The organism is Acinetobacter sp. ANC 4654 (genome assembly GCF_002135425.1).
Classification (GTDB): domain Bacteria; phylum Pseudomonadota; class Gammaproteobacteria; order Pseudomonadales; family Moraxellaceae; genus Acinetobacter; species Acinetobacter kyonggiensis.
The window spans coordinates 1-3,807 of sequence record NZ_NEGL01000023.1 but is presented as its reverse complement, the minus strand read 5'-3'; the positions used below and the strand labels follow the sequence as shown (position 1 = coordinate 3,807).

General features: G+C 34.3%; 8 protein-coding genes. 5 read left to right on the top strand and 3 right to left on the bottom strand.

What is annotated here, in order from left to right:
* The 5 genes from B9T24_RS16995 to B9T24_RS16735 form a co-directional block, all read left to right on the top strand.
* The coding region (locus tag B9T24_RS16995) for a hypothetical protein (RefSeq protein ID WP_213032959.1) at nucleotides 1–249 on the top strand (249 nt) is incomplete at its 5' end.
* A gap of 64 nt (nucleotides 250–313) precedes the next feature.
* Nucleotides 314–601, top strand: a complete 288-nt coding sequence (locus tag B9T24_RS16750) for a holin (RefSeq protein ID WP_086166840.1) — start codon at nucleotides 314–316, stop codon at nucleotides 599–601.
* Nucleotides 588–1,133: a glycoside hydrolase family protein gene (locus B9T24_RS16745; RefSeq protein ID WP_228145747.1), complete on the top strand. Its 546-nt coding sequence runs from the start codon at nucleotides 588–590 to the stop codon at nucleotides 1,131–1,133. The genes B9T24_RS16750 and B9T24_RS16745 overlap by 14 nt, the downstream gene beginning before the upstream one ends.
* The gene (locus tag B9T24_RS16740) at nucleotides 1,134–1,502 is read left to right on the top strand and encodes a hypothetical protein (protein ID WP_086166838.1); all 369 of its coding nucleotides are present in this window, start codon (nucleotides 1,134–1,136) and stop codon (nucleotides 1,500–1,502) included.
* A 256-nt stretch (nucleotides 1,503–1,758) separates the two neighbouring features.
* On the top strand, nucleotides 1,759–2,190 hold the full coding sequence (locus B9T24_RS16735) for a hypothetical protein (RefSeq protein WP_086166837.1): 432 nt from the start codon (nucleotides 1,759–1,761) through the stop codon (nucleotides 2,188–2,190).
* 230 nt (nucleotides 2,191–2,420) lie between these two features.
* Here B9T24_RS16735 and B9T24_RS16730 read toward each other — a convergent pair whose 3' ends face one another.
* The 3 genes from B9T24_RS16730 to B9T24_RS16720 all read right to left on the bottom strand — a co-directional run.
* The gene (locus B9T24_RS16730; RefSeq protein WP_086166836.1) at nucleotides 2,421–2,687 is read right to left on the bottom strand and encodes a phage protein NinX family protein; all 267 of its coding nucleotides are present in this window, start codon (nucleotides 2,685–2,687) and stop codon (nucleotides 2,421–2,423) included.
* 277 nt (nucleotides 2,688–2,964) lie between these two features.
* The gene (locus B9T24_RS16725) at nucleotides 2,965–3,297 is read right to left on the bottom strand and encodes a hypothetical protein (protein WP_086166835.1); all 333 of its coding nucleotides are present in this window, start codon (nucleotides 3,295–3,297) and stop codon (nucleotides 2,965–2,967) included.
* A 324-nt stretch (nucleotides 3,298–3,621) separates the two neighbouring features.
* Nucleotides 3,622–3,807 (bottom strand): IS3 family transposase (locus tag B9T24_RS16720; protein ID WP_143223770.1); only part of this gene is annotated, 186 nt, incomplete at its 5' end.

The following is a 3,807-nucleotide window of genomic DNA, read 5'->3' as shown; positions in this document are numbered from 1 at the left end:
TATCAAAATACTTTCTGCCTAAAATTAACACTCGGGCTAAATGTTAGCGATATTGCATCGAATGGTTTGGGCGTTTTAAGTGCATGTAATGAGCTTATCTGTCCAAGACAAACTCCACCAACAATAACAGCAAATGTATTAACAGGGCTTAAATCGACTTGCGTAATTAAAGTACCATCTGCATCACTAACTGCTTATCAAGCCGCAACAAACTGGTCAACACATGCAAGTAAGATGGTTGGGGTTTAAGTTTTAACAACAACATAGAGCACCGAAAAGGTGCTTTTTTATTGCCAAAAATAAGGGGAATGGCATGTCTGAAACAACTGCAACTGTAGTAGAGGCTTCAGCTGCAACACTGGGATCAAAAGCAACAGTAACCGGTGGTGCAGCAAGTGCCGCTGGTTTTTTTATGGGGATTGATTGGATTGGTTGGGTTGGTATTTGCGTAGCAGTGCTTGGTCTGATCTTACAAGCAATATTTTCGTACCGACGCGATAAGCGAGAGAAAGTTGCACTACAGAAAAAAGAGCAACGTGAGACAGAAATTCATCAACTTACTGTTAGAAAACTGAATGGGGAATGCAATGTCAAAGAGTAAATATTTAGTAATTGGATCAATTGTCACAGCCGCCTTATCAGGCGGTTTTTTTATATCTGGGGTTAGTAATCAGCAAGTCGAAGCCACAGCAGTAAAAGAAGGCTATACACCTAAACCTATAATCCCGGTGAAAGGTGATGTTCCAACAATCGGTAATGGCACAACTGTTTACTGCAATGGCAAGAAAGTCACATTGAAAGACCCAGCAATCTCTAAAGAGAAGGCTCTCCAGCAACTTAAATGTCATATCGAAAAGAATGCACTGGCTTTCAATAAGTCACTACAGAATGTGAAGGTTTCACAAGTTGAATATGACTTATACAACGACTTTGTATATCAGTACGGCATTCCTGCATGGAATGGATCATCAATGCTTCGTAACTTGAAGCAAGGTAAATACGTGCAAGCATGTGATTCATTACTGAAATGGAAATACGTTGCAAGGCGTGATTGTTCGGTTCGCTCCAACAATTGTTATGGCGTTTGGACTCGACAGCTTGAGCGCCACACAAAATGCATGGGGGCACAGTAAATGCCAACACTCTTAATCCTATGGAAATTCAAATACTGGATCGCAATCGCGGTCCTTTCTTTTATCTGTCTTGGGCAGCTTGCATACACAAATCATTTAAGCGGAAAGCTTCAAGAAGCGGAAACAAAGTGCACAGCAAAAATTCAGGAAATTGAGCAAAAGCAATTAAAAGCTTTAGCCGAAAAACAGAATGAAATGAACAAAGTGAGCGCAGATTATGAAAAAGCAAAATCAGCACAAAGTAGACAGATCGAAACAGTTGCACGTGAAGTGCAAAAGATCGTTGAGCGCCCTGTGTATCAGCAGCATTGTTTTGACGATTCTGGGTTGCAGCAACTCAACTCACTTATTGACAGTGATTCCAGCTAATTTAATGGAGCCTTGCCCTGATCTTCAAAAATTAGAATCAGGGCAGGGTAAAGCAGTGATGTTATGGTCTGTTGATACTGTGGCGAAATATAATGACTGTAAAAGCAGGCATGGTGCTATTGTAAAGATCCTTAAGTAAGTGCAGTTTCGTATAATGACTATTGTGTTAAATAAAATAATTGATGGAAGTTATTAAGATAAATATTTATATTAATAACTTCCAATAGAGGATTAGGCTTGCATAGAGCCAGTACTATTGAATTATGTAACTCTTAAATATCTATGGTTAAAATTTGGGGAGAAAAAAATCAAATTATTTATTCTTATATTGGTATCCTTAATTATTCCAAGCATTAGCAATGCATCGCCCAATAAACATAGTGAAGTACCCAGTATTTATGGTGAGTATTATGATATAGCTAGAAAAAAATTGATTCAATCAGGATGGCAACCCCGACAAACATATACTTATAACACCATCAGCACTGAACCAATTTCTATACAAACTATTGAATTATTTAAACATGGTTTTATAGAGGTTGAAAATTGTGCTGGAACTGGTGCAGCACCATGCATATTTAAATTCCAAGATATTTACGGAAATAACTTGCAAGTTATGACACAAGGTGAATATTTTTTAGATGAAAATCATTATGGTAGTGTTCGTGGTGTAAGACTTCTTGATTAAAATAATGATTTTTAACTATAGAATATAAATAGCCTATTATTTATTATAAATGGCTTCAATTTTTTTCTAAAATTAATCTAATACACCTTATGCGCAATGCTATTGGTTTGTCTTTTAAAATCAGTATATTGAAAGTTGCTACCCTGAATAACAGAGTAATAGGGCAGCAACTTTTTTTATTTTTCACGTTTACTATTTAATCAAATCTTCATGGTTTTTATTGGCTTTCCTTAAATCTCGCTACCCAATTTTTTCTCAATATAGCACTTCAAAATAGCTTCAATGGCTGTATCTACAGTTTGCTCAGCTTCCTTACTATCAGCACGTGGGCCAACATAAAAAGCAGTCCATCTTGAATATGAGCGTACTAAACTAATTTTTTCTTTTTCGATTAACTTTCCGCATAACTCCCAATCGATCACTGGCGCTGATTTTACTTTCATTGCTTTAGCAAGAGTGAAGGGAAGCTGGTTGAGTGTTAGATTAGATACTTTCATTTTTAATTAATTCGAATGCAATTTTAGAACCCTTCATATTCTATATTCAATCAAAGAATAGAGCTAAATCTTTATGATTTTCTGTCGTCAGAATGGTCAATATTTTCTATATTTTCGATAATAGTTTTGCCGTTATTTTGCAGTTTTTTTGCAGGTAGAAAATTTTATAATTAAATATTTAAATAAATTCAGTAACATACGGCTAATGCAATTTATTAATCATATATTTGTTATATAGCATGAAATAAAAGTCCTCAAAGGAGGACTTTTATAATTACTACTTTAAATAGGTGACCTTATTATTTTCAATTTTCAGAATATTTTTCTTCTGAAGTCTAGATATAACTTCATCTCTTTCTTTCTCAGAAATAGAACCTTTAAATTGGAACATTGCTTCAATAAAATTTTCTAATGTTTTTAATTTACCAGGCCGGCTTTTTTCTAATCGTTCAGAAACGTAATTTAGGTCTACCGACTCTTCATCTTGTACTTTCTCAATATATTGCTCTTCTTCCTCTTTTCTTCCGATTTGAATAAGCAATTGAGCAAGTCTAAATTTATCTCTATAACTAAGCTGAAGTGTTAAGTCTTTAATTTCTTCGTAATTCATTTCAGTGGTAAATTTTTATATAAGTTTATTAATTATAAGTATTTAATTTTAAATCGCTATTACTTTTTTTAATTTTTTTACGTCAGTTTCTTACAAAAATTATGGTAATAAAAGCCCCTAGTATAAGTAAAGGCTTTTATTCTTTTTAGATATTTCTACAACTCTCTTTATAGTAAATATATTTCAGCTGTTGAAATGCTATATAAGCTCCGACTGTCATTGGTGCAAAAGAGATTATAAAAAAGAATATCTGGAACCCAGTAATATGTTCACTAATATAGTTGATGTGTGCTGAAATTGCAGGAGACTTCCACTTGGGAGATTCTAGGCAGCCGACTTATAAAAACTCTCTGCCATTTGATTCGGTGTCTTAAAATCCAGACCTTTCTGAATTCTACTTTGATTATAAAATAGCTCTACGTATTTTGTAATATCTGCTTTTGCTTCCTCCCTAGTTTTATAACTACGATGATGAATCAATTCATTTTTGAGTATGCCCCAAAAACTCTC